At 71.5% G+C, this 24,782-nt stretch carries 25 protein-coding genes and 1 riboswitch; of the genes, 7 read left to right on the top strand and 18 right to left on the bottom strand.

Going from position 1 to position 24,782, the window contains the following annotated elements; all coding sequences use genetic code 11:
• Positions 1-101: 101 nt before the first annotated feature.
• From ligA to ACFIF2_RS21785, 4 genes are all read right to left on the bottom strand, one after another.
• Entirely contained in the window at positions 102-2,297 is a 2,196-nt protein-coding gene (gene ligA / locus ACFIF2_RS21800; RefSeq protein ID WP_395574882.1) for an NAD-dependent DNA ligase LigA, read from the bottom strand.
• Between the two features lie 15 nt (positions 2,298-2,312).
• Positions 2,313-3,314, bottom strand: a complete 1,002-nt coding sequence (locus ACFIF2_RS21795; protein WP_395574881.1) for a methionine synthase — start codon at positions 3,312-3,314, stop codon at positions 2,313-2,315.
• Positions 3,315-3,384: 70 nt separating this feature from the next.
• Positions 3,385-4,074 carry an SDR family oxidoreductase gene (locus ACFIF2_RS21790; RefSeq protein WP_395574880.1) on the bottom strand — a complete coding sequence of 230 codons (690 nt, stop codon included), beginning with the start codon at positions 4,072-4,074 and terminating at the stop codon, positions 3,385-3,387.
• Between the two features lie 27 nt (positions 4,075-4,101).
• Entirely contained in the window at positions 4,102-4,641 is a 540-nt protein-coding gene (locus ACFIF2_RS21785; protein ID WP_395574879.1) for a TIGR00730 family Rossman fold protein, read from the bottom strand.
• A gap of 91 nt (positions 4,642-4,732) precedes the next feature.
• Between ACFIF2_RS21785 and ACFIF2_RS21780 the strand changes: the two genes are divergently transcribed.
• Positions 4,733-5,065, top strand: a complete 333-nt coding sequence (locus tag ACFIF2_RS21780; RefSeq protein WP_395574878.1) for a DUF427 domain-containing protein — start codon at positions 4,733-4,735, stop codon at positions 5,063-5,065.
• A 37-nt stretch (positions 5,066-5,102) separates the two neighbouring features.
• A complete protein-coding gene (locus tag ACFIF2_RS21775; RefSeq protein ID WP_395574877.1) occupies positions 5,103-5,882 on the top strand; it encodes an alpha/beta fold hydrolase in 780 nt (259 codons plus the stop codon).
• 27 nt (positions 5,883-5,909) lie between these two features.
• On the opposite strand, the gene mnmA is transcribed toward ACFIF2_RS21775, so the two are convergent.
• Entirely contained in the window at positions 5,910-7,040 is a 1,131-nt protein-coding gene (gene mnmA / locus ACFIF2_RS21770; RefSeq protein WP_395574876.1) for a tRNA 2-thiouridine(34) synthase MnmA, read from the bottom strand.
• A gap of 60 nt (positions 7,041-7,100) precedes the next feature.
• Here mnmA and ACFIF2_RS21765 point away from each other — a divergent pair, with 60 nt between their 5' ends.
• Positions 7,101-7,838, top strand: a complete 738-nt coding sequence (locus ACFIF2_RS21765) for an N-acetylmuramoyl-L-alanine amidase (RefSeq protein WP_395574875.1) — start codon at positions 7,101-7,103, stop codon at positions 7,836-7,838.
• 19 nt (positions 7,839-7,857) lie between these two features.
• Here the strand turns inward: ACFIF2_RS21765 and ACFIF2_RS21760 are convergent, their stop codons facing one another.
• The 3 genes from ACFIF2_RS21760 to ACFIF2_RS21750 form a co-directional block, all read right to left on the bottom strand.
• The gene (locus ACFIF2_RS21760) at positions 7,858-9,027 is read right to left on the bottom strand and encodes a cysteine desulfurase family protein (protein ID WP_395574874.1); all 1,170 of its coding nucleotides are present in this window, start codon (positions 9,025-9,027) and stop codon (positions 7,858-7,860) included.
• A gap of 69 nt (positions 9,028-9,096) precedes the next feature.
• On the bottom strand, positions 9,097-9,363 hold the full coding sequence (locus ACFIF2_RS21755; RefSeq protein ID WP_395574873.1) for a DUF4190 domain-containing protein: 267 nt from the start codon (positions 9,361-9,363) through the stop codon (positions 9,097-9,099).
• A 43-nt stretch (positions 9,364-9,406) separates the two neighbouring features.
• Positions 9,407-9,574, bottom strand: a complete 168-nt coding sequence (locus tag ACFIF2_RS21750; protein ID WP_395574872.1) for a hypothetical protein — start codon at positions 9,572-9,574, stop codon at positions 9,407-9,409.
• Positions 9,575-9,689: 115 nt separating this feature from the next.
• Here ACFIF2_RS21750 and ACFIF2_RS21745 point away from each other — a divergent pair, with 115 nt between their 5' ends.
• The gene (locus ACFIF2_RS21745; protein WP_395574871.1) at positions 9,690-10,316 is read left to right on the top strand and encodes a TetR family transcriptional regulator; all 627 of its coding nucleotides are present in this window, start codon (positions 9,690-9,692) and stop codon (positions 10,314-10,316) included.
• 113 nt (positions 10,317-10,429) lie between these two features.
• Here the strand turns inward: ACFIF2_RS21745 and ACFIF2_RS21740 are convergent, their stop codons facing one another.
• From ACFIF2_RS21740 to ACFIF2_RS21695, 10 genes are all read right to left on the bottom strand, one after another.
• Positions 10,430-11,290: a thioesterase family protein gene (locus ACFIF2_RS21740; RefSeq protein ID WP_395574870.1), complete on the bottom strand. Its 861-nt coding sequence runs from the start codon at positions 11,288-11,290 to the stop codon at positions 10,430-10,432.
• A gap of 57 nt (positions 11,291-11,347) precedes the next feature.
• On the bottom strand, positions 11,348-12,007 hold the full coding sequence (locus ACFIF2_RS21735; protein ID WP_395574869.1) for a trimeric intracellular cation channel family protein: 660 nt from the start codon (positions 12,005-12,007) through the stop codon (positions 11,348-11,350).
• Positions 12,008-12,077: 70 nt separating this feature from the next.
• Positions 12,078-13,496 (bottom strand): ABC transporter ATP-binding protein, encoded by a 1,419-nt coding sequence (locus ACFIF2_RS21730; RefSeq protein WP_395575018.1) that lies wholly within the window; start codon positions 13,494-13,496, stop codon positions 12,078-12,080.
• A 14-nt stretch (positions 13,497-13,510) separates the two neighbouring features.
• Entirely contained in the window at positions 13,511-14,608 is a 1,098-nt protein-coding gene (locus tag ACFIF2_RS21725; RefSeq protein ID WP_395574868.1) for an ABC transporter ATP-binding protein, read from the bottom strand.
• The gene (locus tag ACFIF2_RS21720; RefSeq protein ID WP_395574867.1) at positions 14,605-15,603 is read right to left on the bottom strand and encodes an ABC transporter permease; all 999 of its coding nucleotides are present in this window, start codon (positions 15,601-15,603) and stop codon (positions 14,605-14,607) included. The genes ACFIF2_RS21725 and ACFIF2_RS21720 overlap by 4 nt, the downstream gene beginning before the upstream one ends.
• Before the next feature lie 108 nt (positions 15,604-15,711).
• Entirely contained in the window at positions 15,712-17,511 is a 1,800-nt protein-coding gene (locus tag ACFIF2_RS21715) for an ABC transporter substrate-binding protein (RefSeq protein WP_395574866.1), read from the bottom strand.
• A gap of 70 nt (positions 17,512-17,581) precedes the next feature.
• On the bottom strand, positions 17,582-18,589 hold the full coding sequence (locus tag ACFIF2_RS21710; protein ID WP_395574865.1) for an ABC transporter permease: 1,008 nt from the start codon (positions 18,587-18,589) through the stop codon (positions 17,582-17,584).
• Between the two features lie 315 nt (positions 18,590-18,904).
• Positions 18,905-19,702, bottom strand: coding sequence for an enhanced serine sensitivity protein SseB C-terminal domain-containing protein (locus ACFIF2_RS21705; protein WP_395574864.1), 798 nt, complete (start codon positions 19,700-19,702; stop codon positions 18,905-18,907).
• A 127-nt stretch (positions 19,703-19,829) separates the two neighbouring features.
• Entirely contained in the window at positions 19,830-20,633 is an 804-nt protein-coding gene (locus tag ACFIF2_RS21700) for an enhanced serine sensitivity protein SseB (protein ID WP_395574863.1), read from the bottom strand.
• A gap of 75 nt (positions 20,634-20,708) precedes the next feature.
• Positions 20,709-21,377, bottom strand: a complete 669-nt coding sequence (locus ACFIF2_RS21695; protein WP_395574862.1) for an AAA family ATPase — start codon at positions 21,375-21,377, stop codon at positions 20,709-20,711.
• Positions 21,378-21,557: 180 nt separating this feature from the next.
• Positions 21,558-21,651: riboswitch (glycine riboswitch) on the top strand.
• 156 nt (positions 21,652-21,807) lie between these two features.
• On the opposite strand from ACFIF2_RS21695, the gene gcvT reads away from it, so the two are divergent.
• The 3 genes from gcvT to glyA all read left to right on the top strand — a co-directional run bounded on the left by gcvT (position 21,808) and on the right by glyA (position 24,710).
• Positions 21,808-22,926 (top strand): glycine cleavage system aminomethyltransferase GcvT, encoded by a 1,119-nt coding sequence (gene gcvT / locus ACFIF2_RS21690; protein ID WP_395574861.1) that lies wholly within the window; start codon positions 21,808-21,810, stop codon positions 22,924-22,926.
• A 129-nt stretch (positions 22,927-23,055) separates the two neighbouring features.
• On the top strand, positions 23,056-23,433 hold the full coding sequence (gene gcvH / locus ACFIF2_RS21685) for a glycine cleavage system protein GcvH (protein WP_395574860.1): 378 nt from the start codon (positions 23,056-23,058) through the stop codon (positions 23,431-23,433).
• Between the two features lie 14 nt (positions 23,434-23,447).
• Positions 23,448-24,710, top strand: a complete 1,263-nt coding sequence (gene glyA / locus ACFIF2_RS21680) for a serine hydroxymethyltransferase (RefSeq protein ID WP_395574859.1) — start codon at positions 23,448-23,450, stop codon at positions 24,708-24,710.
• The last annotated feature ends 72 nt before the right edge of the window (positions 24,711-24,782 follow it).

The raw sequence follows: 24,782 nt of genomic DNA, 5'->3' as shown, positions 1-24,782 counted from the left end.
CCGCGGAGGGCTTCCAGGGGCACCGGTCGTCGACGGTTGCCCGAATGCGACCCGGCCACCCGTATGCATCTGGTATGCGCCGATCGGGTGGCCTTCAACCGCTATTCCTCGGCCGAAAGCGCGACGTCGGCCGCCGCCTCGGGTCCCTGTTCGAGCAGGACGGTGAAACCGTCCTCGTTCAGAACCGGCACCTTCAGCTGCATCGCCTTGTCGTACTTGGACCCCGGATTGTCACCGACCACGACGAACGACGTCTTCTTGGAGACCGATCCGGTCACCTTCGCGCCCCGGGTCTGGAGGGACTCCTTGGCCCCGTCGCGGGTGAAGTTCTCCAGGGTGCCGGTGACGACGACGGTGAGCCCTTCGAGCGGGCGCGGGCCCTCGTCCTCGCCCGTCGAGCTGTCCTCCAGCGGAACTCCGGCCGCCTTCCACTTCCGGACGATCTCGCGGTGCCACTCCTCGGCGAACCACTCCTTGACGGCGGCGGCGATGGTGTCGCCCACGCCGTCCGCGAGCGCCAACTCCTCCTGGGTGGCCTGTTCGATCCGGTCGAGGGAGCGGAACTCCCGGGCGAGTGCCTGGGCGGCGACGGGTCCCACATACCGGATGGACAGGCCGTTGATGAAGCGGGCCAGCGGGCGGGTCTTGGCCTCCTCGATGTGCTTGAGCAGCGCCAGGGTGTTCTTCTTCGGCTCGCCCTCCTTGTTGGCGAAGACCGTGACGATCTTCTCCTCGCCCGTCTTGGGGTCGCGCTTGGGCAGCCCGCTGTCCGGGTCCAGGACGTACGCCTTGATGGGCAGCAGCTTCTCGACGGTGAGGTCGAAGAGGTCGCCCTCGTCGACCAGCGGCGGGTCGGACGGCTCCAGCGGGCCGGTCAGCGCGGCCGCCACGACACCGCCGAAGTGCTCGATGTCCAGGCATTCCCGGCCGGCCAGGTAGGAGACGCGCTCGCGCAACTGGGCCGGGCACGTACGGGCGTTGGGGCAGCGGAGGTCGATGTCGCCCTCCTTCATGGCCTTCAGCGGCGTCTCGCACTCGGGGCACTCGGCGGGCATCACGAACTCCCGCTCGCTGCCGTCGCGCAGGTCGGCGACGGGCCCGAGGATCTCCGGGATGACGTCACCGGCCTTGCGCAGCACCACGGTGTCGCCGATGAGCACGCCCTTGGCCTTGACGACCGCCTGGTTGTGCAGGGTGGCGAACTCCACCTCGCTGCCGGCCACCGTGACCGGCTCGACCTGCGCGTACGGCGTGACGCGGCCGGTGCGGCCGACGCCCACCTTGATGTCGACGAGCTTGGTGTTGACCTCCTCCGGCGCGTACTTGTAGGCGATGGCCCAGCGCGGCGCGCGGGCCGTGGAGCCGAGCCGGCCCTGGAGGCGGATCTCGTCAAGCTTGACGACGACGCCGTCGATCTCGTGGGCCACGGAGTGGCGGTTCTCGCCGTAGTACGCGATGAACTCGCGTACGCCGTCGAGGCCGTCGACGACCCTGTTGTGCGGGGAGGTGGGCAGGCCCCAGGTCTTCAGCAGGTCGTAGGCCTGGGAGAGGCGGGTCATGCCCTTGAAGCCCTCCAGGACGCCGATGCCGTGGACCACCATGTGCAGCGGGCGGGTGGCGGTGACGCGCGGGTCCTTCTGGCGCAGCGAACCGGCCGCCGCGTTGCGCGGGTTGGCGAAGGGCTTGTCCCCCGCCTCGTTCAACCGGGTGTTGAGCTCCTGGAACTTCTCCATCGGGAAGTAGACCTCGCCGCGGATCTCCACGAGGTCGGGCACCTCGTCGCCCTTGAGGCGCTCGGGGATCTCGGCGATGGTGCGGACGTTGGGGGTGATGTCCTCGCCGGTGCGGCCGTCGCCGCGGGTGGCGGCGCGGACGAGCCGGCCGCGCTCGTAGGTGAGGTTGACGGCGAGTCCGTCGACCTTCAGCTCGCACAGGAAGTGGTACTCCTGCTCGCCCAGCTCCCTCGCGATGCGCTCGGTCCAGGCGGCCATCTCCTCGTCGTTGAAGGTGTTGTCGAGGGAGAGCATGCGGGAGCGGTGCTCGACCGCCGTGAACTCCGTCTCGTAGGAGCCCGCGACCTTCTGGGTCGGGGAGTCCGGGGTGCGCAGCTCCGGGTACTCCTCCTCCAGCTCCTCCAGGGAACGCAGCAGCCGGTCGAAGTCCGCGTCGCTGACGACGGGGGCGTCCTTCACGTAGTACCGGAAGCGGTGCTCCTCGATCTGCTCAGCGAGCTGCACGTGCTTCTCGCGCGCCTCGGCGGGCACGCTCGTCGTCTCCGCCTGCTTGTCGCCGGCCACCGTGTCGTCCTCCCGTTACTCTGGGTTGTCCGCGAGGGATCTCGCCGCCCGGACGCAGTGGGCGAGGGCCCGGCGGGCGTACTCGGGGGACGCGCCCGCGAGTCCGCACGACGGAGTGAGGGTCACCGCCTCCGCGAGAAGCCCCGGATGCAGCCCCAGCCTGCGCCACAGCGTCCTGACACCCATGACGCTACCGGCAGGGTCTGACAATGCGGTGTCCGTGCCCGGGACGACACCGGCGAACAGCCGGGTACCGCCCTCGACGGCCTCGCCGATCGCCTCGTCGTCACGCTCGGTGAGGAGCGAGAAGTCGAAGGAGACGCCCGCGACGCCCGCGCGGCGCAGCAGGGCGAACGGCACGTCCGGAGCGCAGGAGTGGACCACGACGTCGCCGCCGTCGTGCACGGCGGCGGTGTCGCGCAGCGCGCCCTCGACGACCTGGCGGTCGACGGCCCGGTGGGTGCGGTAGCCGCTCGCGCTGCGCACCTGGCCGCGCAGGACGGCGGTGAGGGACGGCTCGTCGAGCTGGAGCACGAGTCGGGCGCCGGGCACGCGGCGCCGCACCTCGGACAGGTGCAGGCGCAGGCCCTCGGCGAGCGAGGCGGCCAGGTCGCGGCAGGCGCCGGCGTCGGAGAGGACCGCCTCACCGTTACGGAGTTCCAGGGCGGCGGCGAGCGTCCAGGGGCCGACGGCCTGCACCTTCAGCGGTCCCTCGTAGCCCTGCGTGAACTCCTCCAGGGCGTCGAGGTCCTCCCCCAGCCAGGACCGGGCCCGTTTGGTGTCCCGGCCGGGCCGGTCGCCGAGCCGCCAGCCGCTGGGCTCCACGCGCGCGTACAGCTCGACGAGCATGCCGGCGGTGCGGCCGATCATGTCGGCGCCCGGACCGCGGGCGGGCAGTTCGGCGAGGAAGGGGAAGTCCTCGAAGGCGCCGGTGCTGGTCTTCGCGGCCTCGCGGGCGTCCTGGCCCGGCAGGGAGCCGATGCCGGTGGCGGGGCCGAAGCGGGAGTCGTCGTTCACAGGGGGAAGGGTACGCAGGGTGGCCGGCGATGGGTTCCGCCCCCGCCCCGCCACCCTGCCCTTCGGAGCCTCACCGGCCCGGGCGCACCGTCAGGTCGTTGACCTCCGCGTCCCTGGGCAGGTCCAGGGCCATGAGGACGGTGGTGGCCACGGACTCGGGGTCGATCCACCGCGCGGGGTCGTAGTCCTTGCCCTCCTGCTGGTGGACCTTGGCCTGCATGGGGCTGGCGGTACGGCCGGGGTAGACGGAGGTGACCCGGACGCCGTTCGCGTGCTCCTCGTGGCGCAGGGAGTCCGCCAGGGCCTTGAGGCCGTGCTTGGAGGCGGCGTACGCGGACCAGCCGGCGTGGGCGTTGAGGCCGGAACCGGAGTTGACGAACACCACGTGGCCCTGGGCCACGCGCAGCTGGGGCAGGAAGAGGCGGGTCAGCTCGGCGGGGGCGACCAGGTTGACGCCCAGCTGGTGGCGCCAGGTCTTCGGGGTGAGGTCGCCGACCGCGCCGAGGTCGACGACGCCCGCGATGTGCAGCAGCGAGTCCACGCGGTCGGGCAGCGTCTGGTGGGAGAACGCCCAGGAGAGCTTCTCCGGGTCCGCCAGGTCGCCGACCAGCGTCCTGGCGCCGGGGTACGCGGCCGCCAGTTCCTTCGCCCGGCCCGCGTCGCGCGCGTGCAGCACGACCTGGTCGCCGCGCTCGTGCAGGCGGCGGGTGACGGCCGCGCCGATGCCGGAGCCCGCTCCGGTGATCACATGTGTAGCCATGCCCGCCATGCTCGCATCACCGGCGCCTCACTCGATGCCCTGGCTCTCCTCCAGGTAGGCGAGCGCGCCGACCGGCTCCTCGGCGAAGAACACCAGCTCGGTCAGGGGGCGGGGCAGGAAGCCCTCGTCCTCCATGCGGCGGAACTGCTCCTTGAGGCCGTCGTAGAAGCCGGCCGTGTTGAGCAGGACGACGGGCTTGTCGGTGTGCCCGTGCTTCTTCAGCTCCAGGATCTCCGTCGCCTCGTCCAGCGTGCCGGTGCCGCCCACCATGATCACCACGGCGTCGGCCTTCTCCAGCAGCAGCCGCTTGCGCTCGGCGAGGTCCCGCGCGATCACCATCTCGTCGGCGCCCGCGCGCGCCTTGGCGGCCAGGAAGTCCACCGAGACCCCCAGCAGCCGTCCCCCGGCCTCCTGCACGCCGTCGGCGACCACCTTCATCAGGCCGACGTCGGAGCCGCCCCAGACGAGGGTGTGACCGCCCTTGCCGAGCAGTTCGGCGAACTCCCGCGCGGGGCGCGTGTAGCGCTCGTCGAGGTCGGCGGCGGAGAGGAAGACGCAGATGTTCATGGCCTCCACCGTACGACTCGCCCCGCGGGGGAAGAACCCGGCCCCCTGGCACGCTGTAGTGACGGAGGCCACTGCCACCAGGAGGACGACCGTGACCAAGGGACTCAAGGGACACCGCATCACCGTCGAACCGAGCGACCGGCACGTGCGCGTGGTGCACGGCGGCCAGGTGCTGGCGGAGAGCGACGCCGCGCTGGTGCTCCACGAGACGGGCTGCCCCGACCGGTACTACATCCCGCCCGAGGACGTACGGCTCGACCTGCTGACGCCGTCCGCCACGACCACCCACTGCCCCTTCAAGGGCGACGCCTCCTACTGGTCGCTGCCCCAGGCTGCGGACCTCGTGTGGGCCTACCCGGACCCGAAGCCGGAGGTGGCCGGGATCAAGGACCACCTGTGCTTCTACGACGCGGAGGTGTCCTGAGCGATGATCTGCCCGCCGTAGGGCAGTCTGCACAGGCATGGAGACGCAGACTCTTTCGCGCGACGGCACGCACATCGCCTATGAGCGCTCCGGTGACGGGCCTGCGGTGGTCCTGGTGAGCGGCGCCATGTCGACCGGCGCCACGATGGCCCCGCTGGCGGCCGGGCTGTCCGGCCGGTGCGACGTCACCGTGTACGACCGCAGGGGCCGCGGGGAGAGCGGCGACACCGGGCCCTACGCGGTGGAACGCGAGGTCGAGGACCTGGCGGCGGTGATCGAGGCGGTGGGCGGCGAGGTGTCGCTGTACGGGATCTCGTCGGGCGGCGCGCTGGTGCTCCGGGCGGCGGCGAGCGGGCTGCCGGTGCGCCGCGTCGCCGTGTACGAGGTGCCGTACGCCATGGACGACGCGGCGGCGCGGGCCGGCGCGGAGTACCGGGAGCGACTGACCGCGGCGCTCGGGCAGGGGCGGCACGGGGACGCGGTGGAGCTGTTCCTGCGGCTCGCGGGCCTCGGCGAGGAGATGATCCGGGGCGCACGCCAGTCGCCCATGTGGGCCGGGATGGAGTCGCTCGCGCCGAGTCTGGCGTACGACGACGCGGTGATGGGCGACAGCCGGGTGCCCCGCGCGGACCTCGCCTCGGTCACCGCTCCCCTGCTGTCCCTGGCGGGCGAGGTGAGCGACGCGTGGTGGCACGAGGCGGCCCGGGCGGTCGCCGAGGCGGCACCCCACGGCACGTACCGCGCTCTGGAGGGTCAGACGCACAGGGTGGAGCCCGGTGTGCTGGCGCCGGTGCTGGCGGAGTTCTTCACGCGGTGAGCCCGGGGGCGGGAGCGCCCCCGCCTCTCAGGCCACGTTCGCCCGCGCGCGCGTGGTCGACGCGATCGTCGCCGAGCCCACCACGCGGGTGCCGTCGTACAGCACGATCGCCTGGCCGGGGGCGACGCCGCGCACCGGCTCGGCGAACGACACCTCCAGGGCGTCGTCGACCAGTTCGGCGCGCACCTCGGTCTCGCCGCCGTGGGCGCGGAGCTGGGCGGTGTAGGTGCCGGGGCCGGTGGGGGCGGCGCCGCACCAGCGGGGCTTGATGGCGCGCAGGGCGTCGACGTCCAGGGCCTGGGCCGGGCCGACGGTGACCGTGTTGTCCACCGGGGAGATGTCCAGGACGTAGCGGGGCTTGCCGTCGGGGGCCGGGGTGCCGATCCTGAGGCCCTTGCGCTGGCCGATGGTGTAGCCGTAGGCGCCGTCGTGGGTGCCGAGCCGGTTGCCCGCCTCGTCGACGATGTCGCCCTCCGCCTTGCCCAGCCGGTTCGCCAGGAAGCCCTGGGTGTCACCGTCGGCGATGAAGCAGATGTCGTGCGAGTCGGGCTTCTTGGCGACCGCCAGGCCCCGGCGCTCGGCCTCCGCGCGGATCTCGTCCTTGGTGGTGACGGTGTCGCCGAGCGGGAACAGCGCGTGGGCGAGCTGGCGGTCGTCGAGGACGCCGAGGACGTAGCTCTGGTCCTTGGCCATGTCGGAGGCGCGGTGCAGCTCGCGGGTGCCGTCCTCGCGCAGGATCACCTTCGCGTAGTGGCCGGTGCACACGGCGTCGAAGCCGAGGGCCAGCGCCTTGTCGAGCAGCGCGGCGAACTTGATCTTCTCGTTGCAGCGCAGGCACGGGTTCGGGGTGCGGCCCGCCTCGTACTCGGCGACGAAGTCCTCGACCACGTCCTCCCGGAAGCGGTCGGCGAGGTCCCACACGTAGAACGGGATGCCGATGACGTCCGCCGCGCGGCGGGCGTCCCGGGAGTCCTCGATGGTGCAGCAGCCGCGGGCGCCGGTGCGGAAGGACTGCGGGTTCGCGGAGAGCGCGAGGTGGACGCCGGTCACGTCGTGCCCCGCCTCGGCCGCGCGGGCCGCGGCGACGGCGGAGTCGACGCCGCCCGACATGGCGGCGAGGACACGGAGGGGACGGGTGCGCTGCGGGGTCTCAGTCATAACCCTTCCAGGGTACGGGGAGCCGGGAACCGGAGCGCGCGAGTATGCGTTGAAGATCGCATGGGGGCGAAGCGCGAATCCAGCAGCTCGTCCGCCGGCGGTCCCGCCGGCGGACCCACCGGTGCGTCCAAGGACGGGGACCGGCGCATCGGCCGGCGGGCACTGCTCGTCGGCGGCACCGCGGCGGCCGTGGGGACCGCGGTGCTGGCGCGCGACGAGCTGGCGCGCCTGTGGTGGCGCACGCCGGGGGTGGAGCGGCCCCGCGAGGAGGGCGCGGTCGACTACGCGGCGGCCCGCTGGGTGGCGGCCTCGGACGAGAACTGGCGCCGTGCCGACCGGCCCGACGACTTCGGCGTCGACATGGTGATCGTCCATGTCACGCAGGGCAGTTTCGCGAGCGCGGTGAAGGCGTTCCAGGACCCGGCGCACAAGGCGGCCACGCACTACATCGTGGGGCAGGACGGCCGCGTCACCCAGATGATCCGCGAGCTGGACGTGGCCTACCACGCGGGCAACCGCGACTACAACGAGCGCAGTGTCGGCATCGAGCACGAGGGGTTCGTGGACCGCCCGCAGGATCTCACCGACGAGATGTACGCCGCCTCCGCGCGGCTGACGGCGGGGATCTGCGCGCGGTACGACATACCCCTGGACCGCGAGCACATCATCGGCCATGTGGAGGTGCCGGGCACCGACCACACCGATCCGGGGCCGCACTGGGACTGGGACCGGTACATGAAGCTGGTGCGGCGGGCGGCGACGAGCGCCCCCTCCCCCGGCGCCTCGAAGAGCGCCTGACCCCCGTCCCGCACGTCGGCTACGTCAGTCCCGCCGCCCGCGCCCGTTCCACCGCCGGGCCGATGGCCTTGGCGAGCGCCTCGACGTCCGCCTCGGTGGAGGAGTGGCCCAGGGAGAAGCGCAGGGTGCCGCGGGCCAGGTCGGGGTCGGTGCCGGTGGCCAGCAGGACGTGGCTGGGCTGGGCGACGCCGGCGGTGCAGGCGGAGCCGGTGGAGCACTCGATGCCCTGGGCGTCGAGCAGGAGGAGGAGGGAATCGCCCTCGCAGCCCGGGAAGGTGAAGTGGGCGTTGGCCGGGAGGCGGCCCTCCGGTGCCGGGTCGCCGCCGAGGATCGCGTCCGGGACGGCCGTACGGACGGCGTCGACCAGGTCGTCGCGCAGGGCGCCGATCTCGCGGGCGAACCACTCGCGCTGCTCCGCGGCGAGGCGCGCGGCGACCGCGAAGGAGGCCACGGCGGGCACGTCGAGGGTGCCGGAGCGGACGTGGCGCTCCTGACCGCCGCCGTGCAGGACGGGCACCGGGGTGTACTCGCGGCCGAGGAGGAGCGCGCCGATGCCGTAGGGGCCGCCGATCTTGTGGCCGGAAACCGTCATCGCGGCGAGCCCGGAGGCGGCGAAGTCGACCGGGAGCTGCCCGATCGCCTGGACCGCGTCGGAGTGCAGCGGTACGTCGAACTCGGCCGCCACGTCGGCGAGTTCACGGACCGGCATGATCGTGCCGACCTCGTTGTTGGCCCACATGACGGTGGCGAGGGCGACGTCGTCGGGGTCGCGGGCGATGGCCTCGCGCAGCGCCTCGGGGTGGACGCGGCCGTGCGGGTCGACGGGCAGGTACTCGACCGTCGCGCCCTCGTGCTCGCCGAGCCAGTGGACGGCGTCGAGGACCGCGTGGTGCTCGACGGGGCTGGCCAGGACCCGGGTGCGGGCCGGGTCGGCGTCGCGGCGGGCCCAGTACAGGCCCTTGACGGCGAGGTTGTCCGCCTCGGTGCCGCCGGAGGTGAGGACCACCTCGCTGGGCCGGGCGCCGAAGGCGTCGGCGAGGGCCTCGCGGGCCTCCTCGACGGCGCGGCGCGCGCGGCGGCCGGACGCGTGGAGGGAGGAGGCGTTGCCGGTGGCGCTCAGGTGCGCGGTGAGCGCCTCGACCGCCTCGGGGAGCATCGGGGTGGTCGCGGCGTGGTCGAGGTAAGCCATGGTGGGGCCGATTCTACGGGGCGGCTCCCGCGGGCCTCGGGTCAAGGCCGGTCTCTTGCGTGCGGCGGCTCACAGACTCCACGACATCGTGTTGTCCGCGGACATGAAGGCCGCCAGGACCAGCAGGTCGGCGACGCCCAGGCCCAGTCCGAGGAGGGCCCGGCCGCGGCGCGCGGTGCCGCGCCACAGGGCGACGCTCGCCAGGACGATGGCGATCGGACCCAGGAAGACGTTGAGGACGAGCAGACCGAGCAGGCCGAGGACGAACGAGGCGACGGCCATGCCGTCGGTGTCCCGGATGCCGGTCCGGCGGGCGGCCGGTGCGGTGAGCTGCATGATGTTCTCCCTGCCGTGCGTCGATGGACCGTGGGGTCGCGCGTCAGTGGGCGGAGGTGCTCCGTCGGCGGCCGTGCCGCTCGCGGACGGCGAAGACGCCTAGCCAGACGGCGATCACGAGGCCGACGGCGGCGGAGAAGGCGAGCGGCGCGTGGGCGACGGTGCCCAGCATCACGCCGAGGAGCAGGAGTGCGGCGACGAGAAACAGCATGGTGCGGATCCCCCAACCTTCGGTGAACGCTTGTAGTTACACTTGTTCACTGACTTCCCAGTCTAGCGCGCCTTACGACTTTTCAATTCGAGAGAACAGTTGTTAACTGCATGGCATGAGTCACACCCCCGGCGTCCGGCAGGCCCAGAAGCTCAAGACCCGGCAGGCGCTCCTGGACGCGGCCCTCGGACTGCTGGAGGAGCAGAGCCTGAGCAGCCTGGGGCTGCGCGAGGTCACCCGCGCCGCGGGGGTCGCGCCGACCGCCTTCTACCGGCACTTCCACTCGACCGCCGACCTGGGCGTGGCGCTGGTCGAGGAGGCGCTGGGCAGCCTGCGTCCGATGATCCGGCCCACGGTGTCACCGGACGAGGACAGCGACGAACGGATCGCCCGTGCCGTGGAGCTGACCGAGCGTCACGTGAGCGCGCACCCGGCGCACGTCCGGTTCGTCGCGCGCGAGCGGCACGGCGGGGTGCAGCCGGTACGGGAGGCCATACGGGAGCAACTGGCCGCCTTCGCCGAGGAGGTGACGGCCGAGCTGACCAAGGACCCCGTGTCGGCGGGCTGGAGCGACGCGGACCTGCGGATGCTCGCGGGCCTCTACGTCGACCAGATGCTGATCACCGCGTCGATGTTCCTGGAGGTCCTGGAGGCGCCGGAGGAGGAGCGCCGGCGCGCCGCCGACACCGCGACCCGCCGGATGCGGCTGATCAGCGTCGGCCGCCGGCACTGGCTGGACTGACACTCACGACTGGACCGACGAGGCACCGGACGCGGTCACGACACGAGAACCGGGACGCCGGAGGCGGACAGGGCCTCGGCGCCCCGGTGGACGGGGGACGCGGGGTACGCGGCTCAGCCGAGCCGGACCCGGGCCAGCTGGCGGGACTGGGCCACCAGCCGGTCGGCGCTGTCCCACACCTCGGCGTCCTCCTCCAGGAAGCCGCCGGCGAGGTTGCGCGTGGTGATGGAGACCCGCAGCGGGCCCGGGGCCGGCCGGCAGCGCACGTGCACGGTCAGTTCGACCGTCGGCACCCAGCCCTTCAGGCCGAGTTCGAAGGCGGTCGGGGGCAGCGCGTCCACCGCGAGGAGCAGGGACAGGGGGTCGGCGTCGCGGCCGTCGGCGAGCCCGAACCAGGCCCGCATCTCGCCCCGGCCCGAGGGCTGCCCGAGCGCCCAGCCGAGGGTGGCGGGGTCCAGCCTGAGCATCAGCCGGTCGGTGATGGCCGAGCTGCCCTCGACGGGGGCGGGTCCGTCCTCAGGGCCGAAGCACTGGTCCGGCGGCGGGATCGCGGGCGGCTTCGCCGACGTGCGGACGTCGTCGGGCAGCGCGTCGAGGTCGCCGTAGGAGGCGAGGACGCGGATGCGCTCCACCTCGTTGCCCTCGTCGTCGTACTGGAAGAGGGACGCCTGGCCGGTGGAGAGGGTGCGGCCCGTGCGCACGGTCTCGGTGCGCACGACCGCCGGGCCCGGGTGGGAGGCGGTGAGGTAGTGCGCCGAGATGGTGAAGGGGTCGGGGTGCGGGAGCGCGTCCCCGAGGGCGCGGCCCAGAACGGCCAGCAGATAACCGCCGTTGACGGCGCTGATGATCGTCCAGCCGGCGGAGAGGTCGATGTCGTAGACGCCCGGGGCGCGCCGGGTGACGGCGGTGTCCCGGTCGAACTCGCTGTCGCCGATGGTGGCCCGCGTGGCCGCTGCGGAGGCTGCTTCTGACATGGCTGCACGCTACAACACAAAACTACTAAGCGGTAGCTTTTCAGGGACGCCTGGACCTCACTCCCCCTCCACCACCGTCGACCGCCGGTTCCAGGCGCGCGGCGCCCGCCAGTGGAACCGCATGGCGAGCAGGCGCAGGACGAAGGCCGTGACCACCGCCAGCCCGCTGGTGAACGGGGTGAGGGCCTCGTACCGGATGCACAGGGCGACCATGGCGGCGCCGACGATCGCCGGGACGGCGTAGAGGTCGCGGTCCCAGCGCAGCAGCGAGGGCACCTCGTTGGCGAGCACGTCGCGCAGGACGCCGCCGCCCACCGCGGTGGCCAGGCCCAGGCAGGCGGAGGCGGTCAGGCCGAGCCCGTAGTCGTACGCCTTGGTCGTGCCGGCGACGCAGAACAGGCCGAGGCCGGCCGCGTCGAAGACGTTCACGCCGGTCTGGAGGCGCTCCACGTGCGGGTGGAGGAAGAAGACCAGCGCGGTGGCGAACAGCGGGGTGACGAAGTACCCCAGGTCCGTGAAGGCCGCGGGTGGTACGGCGCCGATGACCAGGTCCCGGAACAGCCCGCCGCCCAGCGCGGTGACCTCGGCGAGGACGGCGATGCCGAACACGTCGAAGTTCTTGCGTACGGCCAGCAGCGCGCCGGAGATGGCGAAGACGAAGATGCCGACCAGGTCGAGGGTGTGCTGGACGGTGGGGCTGAAGAGTTCCTCGTACACCCTGCCATTCTCACCTGCCGGTGAGCCCCCGCCTTACAAACGAAGGCGAGGGCTCACCGGCGGGACAAGGTCACTTCTCCCCGGCGGGAGACTCCTCGTCCGCGGCGTCGGTGCCGTCGGTGCTCTCGGCATCCTTGCCGCTCTTGGCGCCCTTGGCGTCCTTGGCGCTCTCAGCATCCGCAGCGCTCTTGGCGTCCGTAGCGCTCTTGACGTCCGTAGCGCTCTTGGCGTCCGTAGCGCTCTTGGCGCCTTCGGCGTCCTTGGCGCCCTCGGCCTTCGCGGCGCCCTCGGCGCCCGGCTCGCCCTCGGTGTCCTTGGCCGCGGTCGTCGCCTCGACCTCCGCGGCCACCGCCGCCGAGGTCGCCGCCGACTCCGCGAGGGCGTCCTCGGAGACCAGCTCCGCCGCCTCCTTGGCGGCGGAGAGCAGGACGACGTCCTGCGGGGCCTGGTCCTCGAAGTTCTCCGGGTGGTGGCAGGCCACCTGCTGGCCGACCCGCAGTTCCTTCATCGGCGGCTCGGTGGTCTTGCAGATCTCCGTCGCCTTCCAGCACCGGGTGTGGAAGCGGCACCCGGTCGGCGGGGAGATCGGCGAGGGCACGTCGCCCTTGAGCAGGATGCGCTCGCTCTTGGTCCCGCGCCGCGCCGGGTCGGGGATCGGCACCGCCGACAGCAGGGCCTTGGTGTACGGGTGCATCGGCGCCTTGTACAGCTGGTCGCGGTCGGCCAGCTCCACGATCTTGCCGAGGTACATCACCGCGATCCGGTCCGAGACGTGCCGGACGACGGACAGGTCGTGCGCGATGATCACGTACGTCAGGCCCAGCTCCTGCTGGAGGTCGTCGAGCAGGTTGACGACCTGGGCCTGGATCGACACGTCGAGCGCGGAGACCGGCTCGTCGGCCACGACCAGCTTGGGGTTGAGCGCGAGCGCCCGGGCGATGCCGATGCGCTGACGCTGACCGCCGGAGAACTCGTGCGGGTAGCGGTTGTAGTGCTCGGGGTTGAGCCCGACCACCGACAGCAGCCGCTGCACCTCCTTCTTGACGCCGCCCTCGGGCTCGACGCCCTGGAGCTTGAAGGGGGCGCTGACGATCGTGCCGATGGTGTGGCGCGGGTTCAGCGACGAGTACGGGTCCTGGAAGATCATCTGCACGTCGCGGCGCAGCGGACGCATGCCGCCCACCCCGAGGTGGGTGATGTCCGTGCCCTCGAACTCGACCTTGCCGGCGGTCGGCTCGAGCAGCCGGGTGATCAGCCGGCCCATGGTCGACTTGCCGCAGCCCGACTCGCCCACGACGCCGAGGGTCTCGCCGGAGCGGACCTCGAAGTCGATGCCGTCGACGGCATGCACCGCGCCGACCTGCCGCTGGAACAGTCCCTTCTTGATCGGGAAGTGCTTCTGCAGCCCGGTCACCTTCAGCAGGACCTCGCCGGGTGCGGGGTCCGCCTTGGTGGCCACGGTGCCCTCGCTCTGCGCGGGGATGCTCACTGCCTTGTCGTCGCTCACAGCTTCGGCGCAATCTCTTCGGTCCAGATACGCTCCCGCTGCTCCTGCGACATGTGGCAGGCGGCCCAGTGCTTGCTGCCGACCTCGGACAGCTCGGGGCGGACCGTGCGGGTGACGTCGTCCTTGGGCACGTCGGCGTACGGGCAGCGCGGGTTGAAGGCGCAGCCGGACGGCAGGTTGATCAGGGAGGGCGGGGAGCCCTTGACCGGGATGAGGCGTTCCTGCTGGTCGCGGTCGAGCCGCGGCATCGAGCCGAGCAGGCCCCAGGTGTAGGGGTGCCGGGGCTCGTAGAACACCTTCTCCGCCGGGCCCCGCTCGACGCAGCGGCCGCCGTACATCACCAGGAGGTCGTCGGCCAGTTCGGCGACGACGCCCAGGTCGTGGGTGATGACGATGACCGCGGAGCCGAACTCCTTCTGCAGGTCGCGGATCAGGTCGAGGATCTGCGCCTGGACGGTCACGTCCAGGGCGGTCGTCGGCTCGTCCGCGATGAGCAGCTCGGGGTTGTTGACCAGCGACATGGCGATCATCGCGCGCTGGCGCATACCGCCGGAGAACTCGTGCGGGAAGCTGTCCACGCGCTTGTCCGGCTGCGGGATGCCGACGCGGTCGAGCATCTCCACGGCCCGGCGCTTGGCGGTCTTCTTGTCCACGGGGTGGTGGATGCGGTACGCCTCCACGATCTGCTGCCCGATCGTGTAGTACGGGTGCAGCGCGGACAGCGGGTCCTGGAAGATCATCGACATCTGCCGGCCGCGCAGCTTGCGCACGTGGTCCGGGTCGGCGGACAGCAGCTCGGTGCCGTCCAGCCAGATCTCGCCCGAGAGCCGCGCCTTGCGCTTGCCGTACTGGCCGGCGGTGTGCAGGCCCATGATGCCGAGGCTGGTCACCGACTTGCCGGAGCCGGACTCGCCGACGATGCCGAGGGTCTTGCCCTTCTCCAGCTGGAAGCTGAGCCCGTCGACGGACTTGACCAGGCCGTCGTCGGTCGGGAAGTGCACCTTCAGGTCGCGTACTTCCAGGAAGGCCTTCGGCGCGGGCGAGGTGCCGGTGGGCTCGCCCACGGCAGCTCCGCTCTTGCTCAGTTCGGTCATGTGAGCCTCACTCGGGGGTCGATCACGGCGTACAGGACGTCCACCACGAGGTTGGCGATGAGCACCGCGAGAGAAGTGATCAGGACGACGCCCAGGATGAAGGGCAGGTCCTGGTTCTGGATCGCGTCCAGCACCTTCTGGCCGAGGCCGGGGAGGCTGAACGTGGTCTCGGTCAGGATAGCGCCGCCCATGAGGGCGCCGAGGTCCATGCCGAGCATGGTGAGCAGCGGGGTCAGGGTCGACCGCATGGCGTGCTTGCGGATGACGACCTGCTCCTTGAGGCCCTTGGCGCGCGCGGTGCGGATGTAGTCCTCGCCGAGGATCTCCATCATGGTCGCCCGGGTGATGCGGGCGTACATCGCGGCGTAGAGGAAGGCCAGGGTGACCCAGGGCAGGATCATGCCGCCGAACCAGCCGGAGAGGCTCTCCTCCAGCGGGACGAACTCCGCGTTGATCCAGCCCAGGCTGTGCGAGAACACCGCGAGGCTGAGCAGACCGGTGAAGTAGATGGGGAGGGAGACGCCCGCGAGCGCGACGACCATCGCACCGCGGTCCCACAGGGTGCCCCGCTTGAGGGCGGAGAGCACACCCGCCGCGAGACCGAAGATCAGCCAGAGGACGGCCGCACCGAGCGCGAGAGCCAGGGTCACCGGGAAACGCTCGGTCAGCACCGGCCAGACGGCCTGTTCGCTGCGGAAGGAGTAGCCGAAGCACGGGGCGGAGCACTGGGTGACGTCGCCGCCGCCGGAGTAGGTGCGGCCCGCGAAGATGCCCTTGAAGAACTCCCAGGCCTGGACGAAGATCGGGTCGCCCAGTCCCAGCTTCTGCCGCACCGCCTCGACGGCGGCCGGGTCGGCCTGCTTGCCCACGAAGCTCGTGGCGATGTCGACGCCCGCCCACTTGGGGACGAGGAAGAAGATGCCGAAGACCACCAGGATGATGACCACGAGCATCACTACGGCGGCGAACAGCCGCCTGATGAGGTAAGCGAGCACAGCTTACGGCCCGCCGCGGACCGCGGGCCGCCGGAGGTCTTCCGGCGGCCCGCGCTCACGCCGCGCCGGCCTTCACCTGCCTTTCGTGCCGTACGGCGGGTGTACCGGTTACTTCGCGGAGGACTTCAGGCCGAGGTTGACGAAGTCGTACATACCGCTGTAACCGTCGGTGGTGTACACGTTCGCCAGTCGGCTGGAGCGCCAGTTGATGAACTTCTCGAAGACGAAGGGCAGGTAGTAGCCGCCCTCCATGACCTTGTGGTTGATCTGCTTGGCGATGTCGGCCTTGCCGGCGTCGTCGAGCGTGGTGACGTACTTGTCGAACAGGCCGTCGATCGCCTTGTCCTTGATGAGGGCGTAGTTGTTGTTGCCGCTCTCGAGGATGTAGCTGCTGTCCCACAGGGGCAGACCGTAGCCCTGGACGGACGGGAAGTCCGGGCCCCAGCCCATGATGATGATGCCGTAGCCCTTCTTCTTCACGTTGGCGGGGCTACCGATGATGCCGGCGGTCTGGGAGCCGTCGTACTGGTCGATGTCGACGGTGATGCCGACCTTCTTCAGCGACGCCTGGAGGGACTCGGCGGTGGCCACCTCGACCGGCTTGTTGTTGCGGACCGCGATGGTGGTCTTGAAGCCGTTGGGCTTGCCGCAGGCCTTCAGCTCTTCCTTGGCCTTGGCGATGTTGCCCTTCTTGTTCGCCCCGGCCATCTCGTACGGGTCGTAGCTCTGGCCCTCGGAGCCCGGGACGGCCGGCGGCAGCATGTTGGTGCCGATGTCGCCACCGGCGACCGGGCCGCCGCGCGCGGTCTGGAGCGAGACGTGGTCGGCCCCGTAGAGCACGGCCTTGCGGCAGTGGATGTTGTCGAACGGCTTCACGCTCTGCGGGAACACCGCGTAGCGGATGTAGCCGGAGACCGGGTTGTCCAGGTTGCCCTTGTGCTGCTTCAGGGCGGTGGTGCGGCCCTGCGGGGACAGGCCGGTCTGGGCCAGGTCCAGGTCGTAGTCGCCGGCGATCAGACGCTGGTCCAGCTCGTTGGCGTTGGTGAAGAACTTGATCGAGATCTTGTCCGGGTACGCCTTGCGGACCGGGTCCGACTCCTGCTTCCACTCGGTGTTGCGGACCAGGACGAGGTCCTTGCCCGGGTTGTACGACTGGAACTTGTACGGGCCGGAGGAGAACGGGTGCAGGCCGTACTTGGACTTGGTGTCCTTGTCCTGGCGGACCGGGGACGCCGAGGTGAGGGCCAGCATCTCCTCGAAGTCCGAGTTGGCCTTCGGCAGCTTGAAGATGATGGTCTTGTCGTCGGGCGTCTCGATCGCCTTGAGACCGAGCTTGTCCTTGGACTTGTCCTTGTAGGGGCCCTGGTACTCGCCCTTGGGGTCGAGGACGTCCTTCAGGTACACCGGACCGCCGGAGAGCACGTCCTGCGCCCAGACGCGCTCGATGCCGTACTTCACGTCCTTGGACGTGATCGGCTTGCCGTCCTCCCACGTGATGCCGTCACGCAGGGTGTACGTGTAGGTCTTGCCGTCGTCCGAGACCTTGGCGAGCCCGGTCGCGAGGTCCGGGGTCACGCCGGCGCCGGCCTTGCCCGGCTCGGTGGCGTTCGTGACGAGCTGGCGGGAGTAGTAGCGGGAGAAGTTCCACATGAAGCCGTAGTAGCCGCGCGTGGTGTCCCACGAGTCGGCGTCCTGGGCGCTGGCGAACTTCAGCTCGCCGCCCTTCTTGGCCAGGTCGGCCTGGGCGACCTTGTTGTTCGCGGCGTCGAAGCCGGCCGCGCCGTTCTTCGATCCCCCGCCGTCGCTGTCACCGCCGCCGCCGCACGCCGCCGTGGTCAGCAGCGCGGCGACCACTGCGGCAGCGGCCATGGCCTGCTTGCGCCGCCCTGAGGTGCGTTGGGTAGTCACGATCTCGGATCCTCCGGATTAGATGAGAGACCCCGTGCTGGAGCCACGGGTCGCTTGCCGGTACGGCAGGTCAGCGGGAGCCCTTCGGGTCCAGCGCGTCGCGTACGCCGTCACCGAAGAGGTTGAAGGCAAGAACGGTGATGAAGATCGCCACACCCGGGACCACCATGTACATGGGGTCCGACTGGTAGTAGTCGATCGCGCTCGAGAGCATCTGCCCCCAGGACGACGTGGGCGGCTTGACGCCCACGCCCAGGAAGCTGAGTGCCGCCTCGGTGAGGATGTTGGTGGGGATCATCATCGTCGTGTAGACGATGATCGGCGCCACCAGGTTGGGCAGCAGTTCCTTGAAGAGGATGTAGAGCCGTCCGGCACCCAGGGACCGGGCCGCCTCGACGTACTCGCGTTCACGCATCGAGAGCGTCTGGCCGCGCACCACGCGTCCGATGTAGGGCCAGCCGAAGAAACCGATGACCAGGATCATCACGAACAGGCGCACGCCCGTGCCGCTGAGACCGAGCATCTCGTTCGGCATGACGGAGACCAGCGCGATGATGAAGAGCAGCTGCGGGAAGGCGAGCAGGCCGTCCATGACGCGGCTGATGAGGGCGTCGACCCAGCCGCCGAAGAAGCCGGCCAGGATGCCCAGGACGGTGCCGAGGATCACGGCGACGATCGCGGACAGGAAGCCGACGAGCAGCGAGATCCGGGCCCCGTGGACGATGCGGGCGAAGATGTCGCGGCCGTTGACGGGCTCCACGCCGAGCCAGTGCTCGCCGCTGATGCCGCCCAGAGAACCGGTGGGCGTACCGAAGAGCGGGTCGATCAGGTCCTCGTGGTAGACGTCCGGGTCCTGCCCGACGAGGTTGGTGATCACGGGCGCGAGCAGCGCGACCACGACGAGGAAGAGCACCACAACGCCGCCCGTGAGGGCCAGCTTGTCCCGTTTCAGGCGCTCCCAGGCGATCCGGCCCAGGGAACGCCCCTGTACCGCCTTGGCCTCGGCGCCGGCAACCGCCGCTTCCTCGGCGGCACTCGGGGCCGCTTCCGCGGTCGGCTCGTGCAATGGTGCCGTCATCTGGCAGGGACCCCTCTCAACCGGCGGTAGCCGGCCCGCACTTGCCGCTGTAGCGGCGTGATCAGTCCGTCGTACACAGGGGCGGACTCCCACCCCTTGCTGCGGGAGTCTTCAACGCTTTGGCGATCTATAGCCAGACTTGACGGGGAATGGATGCGTAACCGTGATGCTGTTCGAGGTGTTCCGTTATCCGGACAGTGGGTAACGGGGGCCGGACGCGGACGAGTTGGGGCATCAGGTGCAATACGGGGCCTTACGCCCACATCTACGCGCGAAGATCGGCTCCCACCATCGCCGGAGCGGGCCCCGCGACGATCAGTACCGGCCCGGGGCCGGGGGGTAGCCGTACCCGCCGGCGGGGGCCTGCGCGGGGGCGGACCCGTGCGCCTCGCGGTCGTAGAAGGGGCGGGCGTGGGCACGCAGCCACATGGCGACCGGGTCGTGCGCGTCGGTCATCGCGACCGTCGACACCGGCAGCCCGTCCGGGACCGCGCCGACGGACTGCTGCATCATCGCCCGCACCGCGTCGACGGCCGGCGGAGAGGTGTCGTACACGTCGAGGCCGATGGCGAGATACGGCGCGCCCAGCGCCGGCTGCACCCAGGCGCGGCGCAGCGCGCGGACGGCCGGGGTACGGTGCGCGTTCTGCGCGAGCAGGGCGTAGAACTGGGGGATCTCGATGGCCGGTTCGGACAGGCGCAGCGGCCCGGCGGGCTGGCGGTCCAGGCCGGAGGCGATGCGGCGCAGGTCGGGCCACGGGATACCGACCCCGCCGCCGGGGGCGTGCGGGTTGAGCCAGAGGCCATAGTGGTCCGGGTAGAGGGCGCGGGCCACCTCCAGGCCGTCGACCACCTCGTACGACCGGTTCCAGCCGCTGGCCGACAGCTCCTGGGCGGAGGTGACGCAGGGCGCGTAGCCGAAGCCGTCGACCTCCATGTTCCCGTACTGGGCGTCCGGGGAGCCGGCCTGGCCGTGCCAGAGCAGCATCCAGACCTGGCCGGAAGTGGGGCCGGCGAGCGCACGCAGCAGGGCCTCGTAGGCGTCGTAGCGCCCGGGGGTCACCTGGCGCAGCATGTGCTCGACCTGCCCGGTCGTCGTGCCGCTGGCGCTCACGTGTATCGCCCCTTCGAGAAGTTCCCCGGTTGTGAAAACAGCTTAAGGCTCCGCCGGGCGGGGGGTGCCTACGCGCTCGGGGGTTCGGTGCCCCGCGTCGGCGGGTGCGCCACGTCCTCGTCGGCGTCTACAGGTCCCGGTCGTAGAACGGGCGGACGTTCGCGCGCATCCAGTCGCACACCGGGTCCTGGGCCGCCTCCAGCAGGACCAGGTTGACCGGGGTCTTCAGCGGGGCCTTGGCCAGGGCCCGGCCCAGGGCGTCCAGGGGGAGGGCCCGGGCGTCGCCCTCCCAGTGGGTGAGTTCGACGCCGACGAACATGACCGGGTCGGCGGTCTCGACGGCGGCGAGGCAGCGGCGGGCGGTGCGGACGACGCCGGTCGCGGCGAACTCGGCGGACGCGGCGGCCAGGAAGTCCACCGGGTCGTCCTGCCAGTCCGGCTCGAACAGGCGGACCCGGCCGCCGGACGCGGGCCCGTCCAGCGGGGTGCGGCCGGCCCGGCACAGCTCGGCCACGGCGGGCGGCGGCAGCGGGATGCCGACCACACCCTCGGGGTTCACGGCGATGCCGACCTGCGGGGGCAGGCCGCGGGCGAACTCCACGGCGGGCGCGATGGTGTACGCCATCTCCGCGCCGGCGACCTGGCGGAGCTGCTCCTCGGAACTGAAGACCGGCACGTAGGCCTGGCCGTCGATCTCCAGGGAGGGCAGGTCGAGGGGGCCGCTGTGGGGACCGCCGCCGTTCGGCAGGGGTATCCACAGGAAGCTGCGGCCGAGCACCTCCACGATCCGGCCGCCGGCGCCCGGCACGCCGAGGGAGGCGGACAGCACCTCCTCCAGCTCGTTGCCGGGCCACCCGCCGTGCGGGTGGGGGTGCGCCTGCGCCGGGATGCCGGCGGAGAAGTCCGCCGGGAGGCCCCCTGGGAAGTCCATCTGCCTACCGCCTGCCTGGTACCGCTGCTGTGGCTGAAAAGGCTAACCCGTTCGGCCCCGCGGTCCTACGCTGCGTCACCCCGTGAAGGCGATCCGGCGCAGGGTGTCCGCCGCGGGCCGGTCCAGGAGGATCGCCGAGACGCAGCCGGCGGGCAGGGTGCCCCCGGTCACCGCGCGCAGCAGGCGGGCGTTGGCCGCGCGGTGCCGCGCGAACGCGTACCGCGACACGCCCCGGCCGCGCTCGCGCTGCCCGGCCAGCGCCTCTCCGGCGTCGACGTCCAGCAGCAGCAGGTGCAGGGTGCCCTCCCGGCGGCGGGCCTCGCGGGCCAGCCAGGCGCGCACCCAGGCCTGGGTGCCGCAGTCGTGCACGACGACGCCCTCGCCGGAGCGCAGCGCCTTGCGCAGCCCGGCGTAGTGGGCGAAGCGGACCAGGGGGCGGTAGAGCGCGTACGGCAGGAAGCGCGGCATGCGGCGGTCCCAGCGGTCGCGGGTGTCCTGGGAGTCGATGCGCGGGCCGCGCACGGTCCGCCGCATCAGCGTGGACTTGCCGCTGCCGGGCAGGCCGGTGATCACCACCAGGTCCCGGGGGCCGAAGAGCAGGGCGTGCGGGCTGCGGCCGCCGCGGTCCCGCAGGTCGCGGACGACGGGTGCGGGCACTTCGGCGCACGCCTCCGGGGCCGGGGCGGCGGGCTGCTCGGGCAGCGCGAGACCGGAGGTGGCGGCGTACGCCGTGGTCCTGTTCACCGTGATCGTCCTCCCCTGGGGCGGTTCACGAGTTCCCATCCCCGTCGAGTGTAAAGAGAAGGTAATCCCCAGGTCTCGCGTTTTCGTGCGCTTACTGCCACAGGCCGGTCACAGAAAGCGGTCTGCCCACGGACGGGCGGGGCGTGCAATGATGGCGGCGCCAACTGCATACCGGCCGTTTGAATCCGCGCGGGAGAGTCCCCGGCCGCGCCGGGGCGCCGAAGGAGCAAGTCCCTCCCTTGAATCTCTCAGGCCCCGTTACCGCGCGGGCGAGGCACATCTGAAAAGCGGGCCGCCGCTCGACGGCTGCCCCACCCAAGGTGCAAGTCCTGACCGCCGTGCTCCGGTGGTCGTGGCGAACCTCTCAGGTTTCGATGACAGATGGGGAGGACCGACCTCGCCACGTCCTGTCCTGGGAGACGACCGACCGATGAGCAGTACAGAACTCCGCCGTACCGCGCTCGACGCGACGCATCGCGCGCTCGGCGCGACGATGACCGACTTCGCCGGCTGGGACATGCCGCTGCGCTACGGCTCCGAGCGGGACGAGCACGTCGCGGTGCGCACCCGGGCCGGGCTCTTCGACCTCTCGCACATGGGCGAGATCACGGTCACCGGGCCGCAGGCCGCCGCGCTGCTGGACTTCGCGCTGGTCGGCAACATCGGCGGTGTGAAGCCGGGCCGCGCCCGCTACACCATGATCTGCCGCGAGGACGGCGGCATCCTGGACGACCTGATCGTCTACCGGCTCGGTGACACCGAGTACATGGTGGTCGCCAACGCCTCCAACGCCCAGGTGGTGCTGGACGCGCTGACCGAGCGGGCCGCCGGCTTCGACGCCGAGGTGCGCGACGACCGGGACGCCTACGCGCTGCTCGCCGTGCAGGGCCCCGAGTCCCCGGCCATCCTCGCCTCGCTCACCGACGCCGACCTGGACGGCCTGAAGTACTACGCCGGTCTGCCCGGCACCGTCGCGGGCGTCCCGGCGCTCATCGCGCGCACCGGCTACACCGGCGAGGACGGCTTCGAGCTGTTCGTGCGGCCCGAGCACGCCGTGGAGCTGTGGCAGGCGCTGACCAAGGCGGGCGAGGGCGCCGGGCTGGTCCCGTGCGGCCTGTCCTGCCGGGACACGCTCCGCCTGGAGGCGGGCATGCCGCTGTACGGGCACGAGCTGACGACCGCGCTGACGCCCTTCGACGCCGGGCTCGGCCGGGTGGTGAAGTTCGAGAAGGAGGGCGACTTCGTCGGGCGCGCCGCGCTCACCGAGGCCGCCGCCCGCGCCGAGCAGAACCCGCCGCGCGTCCTGGTCGGCCTGGTCGCCGAGGGCCGCCGGGTCCCGCGCGCCGGGTACCAGGTCGTCACCGGCGGCGAGGTGATCGGCGAGGTCACCTCCGGCGCGCCGTCCCCGACGCTGGGCAGGCCGATCGCCATGGCGTACGTCGACCCCGCGCACGCGGCGCCGGGCACCGAGGGTGTCGGCGTGGACATCCGGGGCAGCCACGAGCCGTACGAGATCGTGGCGCTGCCGTTCTACAAGCGCCAGAAGTAGAGACTGGGCGGACGGCGGGGCCCTCGTCGCCCCGCACCGCGTCCTCGCTGCTCACCAGCGGTTCCAGCGGTCCCTTCATCAGCAGCCCCCCTTCACCAGCACTTCCTCGCGTACAGGAGAATTCAGGCCATGAGCAACCCCCAGCAGCTGCGCTACAGCAAGGAGCACGAGTGGCTGTCGGCCGCCGAGGACGGCGCCTCGACGGTCGGCATCACGGAGCACGCGGCCAACGCGCTCGGTGACGTGGTCTTCGTCCAGCTCCCCGAGGTCGGCGCGTCGGTGTCCGCGGGCGAGACCTGCGGCGAACTGGAGTCCACCAAGTCGGTCTCCGACCTGTACTCCCCCGTCTCCGGTGAGGTCACCGAGGTCAACGAGGACGTCGTCAACGACCCGTCGCTGGTGAACTCCGCGCCCTTCGAGGGCGGCTGGCTGTTCAAGGTGCGCGTCACGGACGAGCCGGCCGACCTGCTCTCCGCCGACGAGTACACCGCCTTCACCGCCGGCTGAGGAGTCACGACCGCATGTCGATTCTGAACACCCCCCTGCACCAGCTCGACCCCGACGTCGCCGCCGCCGTCGACGCCGAGCTGGACCGCCAGCAGTCCACCCTCGAGATGATCGCCTCGGAGAACTTCGCCCCGGTCGCGGTCATGGAGGCCCAGGGCTCGGTCCTCACCAACAAGTACGCCGAGGGCTACCCGGGCCGCCGCTACTACGGCGGCTGCGAGCACGTCGACGTGGTCGAGCAGATCGCGATCGACCGGGTCAAGGCGCTCTTCGGCGCCGAGCACGCCAACGTGCAGCCGCACTCGGGCGCCCAGGCCAACGCGGCCGCGATGTTCGCGCTGCTCAAGCCCGGCGACACGATCATGGGTCTGAACCTCGCCCACGGCGGGCACCTGACCCACGGCATGAAGATCAACTTCTCCGGCAAGCTCTACGACGTCGTCCCGTACCACGTCGGCGACGACGGCCAGGTCGACATGGCCGAGGTGGAGCGCCTCGCCAAGGAGCACAAGCCGAAGCTGATCGTGGCCGGCTGGTCGGCCTACCCCCGTCAGCTGGACTTCGCCGCGTTCCGCAAGGTCGCGGACGAGGTCGGCGCCTACCTCATGGTCGACATGGCGCACTTCGCCGGTCTGGTCGCCGCGGGCCTGCACCCGAACCCTGTCCCGCACGCCCACGTGGTCACCACCACCACCCACAAGACGCTGGGCGGCCCGCGCGGCGGTGTGATCCTCTCCACGGCCGAGCTGGCCAAGAAGATCAACTCCGCCGTCTTCCCCGGTCAGCAGGGTGGCCCGCTGGAGCATGTGGTGGCCGCAAAGGCCGTCGCCTTCAAGGTCGCCGCGAGCGAGGACTTCAAGGAGCGCCAGCGTCGTACGCTGGAAGGCGCCCGCATCCTGGCCGAGCGCCTGGTGAAGGACGACGCGAAGGCGGCGGGCGTGTCGGTCCTGACCGGCGGCACGGACGTCCACCTGGTCCTGGTCGACCTGCGCGACTCCGAGCTGGACGGTCAGCAGGCCGAGGACCGTCTCCACGAGGTCGGCATCACGGTCAACCGCAACGCCGTCCCGAACGACCCGCGTCCGCCGATGGTGACCTCCGGTCTGCGCATCGGTACGCCGGCCCTGGCGACCCGTGGCTTCACCGCCGAGGACTTCGCCGAGGTCGCGGACGTGATCGCCGAGGCGCTGAAGCCGTCCTACGACGCCGAAGCCCTCAAGGCCCGGGTGAGGACCCTGGCCGACAAGCACCCGCTGTACCCGGGTCTGAACAAGTAGACACCGCGCGTGTACGGGGCGGGGGGGGGGGGCCCCCCCCCCCCGGCGCCCCCCCCCCCCCCCCCCCCCCCC

The organism is Streptomyces sp. BK79 (genome assembly GCF_044142145.1).
In the GTDB taxonomy this organism is placed as follows: Bacteria; Actinomycetota; Actinomycetes; order Streptomycetales; family Streptomycetaceae; genus Streptomyces.
Note: the sequence above shows the minus strand (reverse complement) of the source record. Positions and strands in the feature narration are given on the sequence as shown.

What these genes read in the sequence shown, in the direction of transcription:
- ACFIF2_RS21790 (WP_395574880.1), bottom strand. Translation starts at nt 4,074, where the DNA reads ATGGCTACACATGTGATCACCGGAGCGGGCTCCGGCATCGGCGCGGCC.
- ACFIF2_RS21785 (WP_395574879.1), bottom strand. Translation starts at nt 4,641, where the DNA reads ATGAACATCTGCGTCTTCCTCTCCGCCGCCGACCTCGACGAGCGCTAC.
- ACFIF2_RS21775 (WP_395574877.1), top strand. Translation starts at nt 5,103, where the DNA reads ATGGAGACGCAGACTCTTTCGCGCGACGGCACGCACATCGCCTATGAG.
- mnmA (WP_395574876.1), bottom strand. Translation starts at nt 7,040, where the DNA reads ATGACTGAGACCCCGCAGCGCACCCGTCCCCTCCGTGTCCTCGCCGCC.
- ACFIF2_RS21765 (WP_395574875.1), top strand. Translation starts at nt 7,101, where the DNA reads ATGGGGGCGAAGCGCGAATCCAGCAGCTCGTCCGCCGGCGGTCCCGCC.
- ACFIF2_RS21760 (WP_395574874.1), bottom strand. Translation starts at nt 9,027, where the DNA reads ATGGCTTACCTCGACCACGCCGCGACCACCCCGATGCTCCCCGAGGCG.
- ACFIF2_RS21755 (WP_395574873.1), bottom strand. Translation starts at nt 9,363, where the DNA reads ATGCAGCTCACCGCACCGGCCGCCCGCCGGACCGGCATCCGGGACACC.
- ACFIF2_RS21750 (WP_395574872.1), bottom strand. Translation starts at nt 9,574, where the DNA reads ATGCTGTTTCTCGTCGCCGCACTCCTGCTCCTCGGCGTGATGCTGGGC.
- ACFIF2_RS21745 (WP_395574871.1), top strand. Translation starts at nt 9,690, where the DNA reads ATGAGTCACACCCCCGGCGTCCGGCAGGCCCAGAAGCTCAAGACCCGG.
- ACFIF2_RS21740 (WP_395574870.1), bottom strand. Translation starts at nt 11,290, where the DNA reads ATGTCAGAAGCAGCCTCCGCAGCGGCCACGCGGGCCACCATCGGCGAC.
- ACFIF2_RS21725 (WP_395574868.1), bottom strand. Translation starts at nt 14,608, where the DNA reads ATGACCGAACTGAGCAAGAGCGGAGCTGCCGTGGGCGAGCCCACCGGC.
- ACFIF2_RS21710 (WP_395574865.1), bottom strand. Translation starts at nt 18,589, where the DNA reads ATGACGGCACCATTGCACGAGCCGACCGCGGAAGCGGCCCCGAGTGCC.
- ACFIF2_RS21700 (WP_395574863.1), bottom strand. Translation starts at nt 20,633, where the DNA reads ATGGACTTCCCAGGGGGCCTCCCGGCGGACTTCTCCGCCGGCATCCCG.
- gcvT (WP_395574861.1), top strand. Translation starts at nt 21,808, where the DNA reads ATGAGCAGTACAGAACTCCGCCGTACCGCGCTCGACGCGACGCATCGC.
- gcvH (WP_395574860.1), top strand. Translation starts at nt 23,056, where the DNA reads ATGAGCAACCCCCAGCAGCTGCGCTACAGCAAGGAGCACGAGTGGCTG.
- glyA (WP_395574859.1), top strand. Translation starts at nt 23,448, where the DNA reads ATGTCGATTCTGAACACCCCCCTGCACCAGCTCGACCCCGACGTCGCC.